The sequence below is a fragment of the Flavihumibacter sp. CACIAM 22H1 genome (genome assembly GCF_001601815.1).
Lineage (GTDB): Bacteria > Bacteroidota > Bacteroidia > Chitinophagales > Chitinophagaceae > Flavihumibacter.
In genome coordinates this window covers 15,586-17,610 of record NZ_LUKG01000062.1, presented here as the reverse complement: position 1 = coordinate 17,610, position 2,025 = coordinate 15,586, and the positions used below count along the sequence as shown (strand labels likewise).

Genomic DNA, 2,025 nt, shown 5'->3' with positions numbered 1-2,025 from the left:
TTTGATTGCCCGGTTAAATTGGTGCCGCTGTACAAGGCCGCGTTCATATTCAACTTCAGGCTTTTATCATTAAACACATTCTGAAGAATTTTGGAAAATTCATTGGACAATACGCTGGATAAAAACCCGGATATGCTACTCACTACCAGGCTTTCGAAAGCTGTATTGGCGAAGGAGGCACTATTATTCTGTAAACTACCGGCCGCGGTGAGGGGACCAAAATTATTAAACAGGATCAGGTAAGAAACCTGCTTGTTCAATTCACTTTCATCTTCCTGGATGATCTTAAACAGGGCACTTGCCTGGTAATTATTCCGCAACGGGCTGTTTTCCGGTAGTTCAATCCGGAAGCGGATCTTGGGCTGCGATAAGCGATCGGTAATATTCGCAATAATGTTTACCGTACCGCGGTACTGGGTTACATTGGGATCGTTGATCCCAAAGCCGCCACTGCTCAGCAGGTCGCTGAACTTTACATTATTGGCGGTATACAGGGCATCAATTTTTAAGGTGGCATCATAGGGGTCTCCATTCCATACAATGTAATTATTACGTTCGGGTAACAACACAAAATTCTTTTTCCAGGCCTGGAAATTGAAATTGTAAAATCCACTTTCAATATCATAGCGGCCTGCCATGGTCAGGCTTTCTTTGGAGCCCACCCGCATTTTCAGGTTGCCATTTCCCCGGGCCGTAATGATATCGCCCGTGCTTTCATCAATTATCATATTAACCACCGCTTTATTATTAGCCCGGATATCCAGGCTTACGGTGAAGTTTGATTCCTTGTCATAGGGTTTATATGGCGTCATTTCTTTACCATACTCTTTCCATACGATAAAATCTGCATCTGCATTCTGCCGGCTGCTTTCAGTTGCTATGTATATATTACTGCTGTCAGTCGGTTCTCCGCTGATCTCCATTTGCATATCATACATCGGGCCGCTGAATTTCATGGTTGCTTTCCCGATTAGATTGCCGTAAAACAGGCTATTGTCTGCCGGTGTGGTATTCAGAAGCAATAACTTATTGGTCTTAACAGAAAAATCAAAGGCGAGGTCATTGAAATTATTATGGTATAAAATTCCTTCTGTCAGTTCTCCTTTATTGCCCAGGGTATCTTTTAGTACGAATTTCCCAAAATCAATTTGCCCGTCGGTGAACTTGATCTGCGCTTCAGGGATCTTATAATAGACCTTTGTATAATCAACCAGTAAGCCGGCATCGTTTAACCGTACATCACCCAGGTATTTCAGGTTATTTCCCTTACCCACAATCTGTAACTGACCGTTGGCATACCCGTCCAGTTTATCGAAGATGCCGGTCAGGTATTGTTGCAGCAAGCTGATTTTGGTGTTCTTTAAATCTGCCCGGATATCAACCTGGTCTGCCAGGCTATCGGTGGTATTGATCAAACCCGCCACATCAAAATGGTAATTCTCATTCAGCGAAATGGTCTTAAAGCTTACTTTGCCCGATTTTTTGGAATAGGAACTGGAGAGATCCAGCACGCCAATCGAGTCATTATCCAGGCGAAAATGTTCTGCTTTTGCGCTGGCATCTACCTGCAGGTTACTAAACGGATCAATCAGTTCAATTTCCCCGCTTAACAATCCTTCCAGGCGATTTGATTTCACGAAAAAAGGAGCAAAATCACCAATATTGATTTTCCTCAGCTCCACTTTCAGGTCATTTCCTTTTCCAATGGAGGAAGGGGCTGAGGTAAGGATGATCTCCTGCTCCTCACTATAAATCCGTACGCCTTCTGTCGTTACCAGTTCTTTACTTAAAATAATCTCGCCTCCGTCTTCTATGACCCAGGGTTTCTGGTTGATCTCAAAACTTGAGGGGTAAAACTGTACCCGGATACCATTTTTAAGGGTTTGCACTTCGCCAGAAATAGATGCCCGGTTAAGTGTCTGATTAGCGCTTGTCTGAATCGATACTTTGGAAATATCCCTGGCGGCTGAAACGGTTACCACCGAACCGGGAAAATGCAAACTGTCATTAACCTGTATATCTCCA

Annotated in this window: 1 protein-coding gene; it reads right to left on the bottom strand. The window is 43.7% G+C overall.

Annotation, left to right across the window (positions count from 1 at the left end):
* On the bottom strand, nt 1-2,025 hold a 2,025-nt coding region (locus tag A1D16_RS15440; RefSeq protein WP_290711117.1), incomplete at both ends, for a translocation/assembly module TamB domain-containing protein.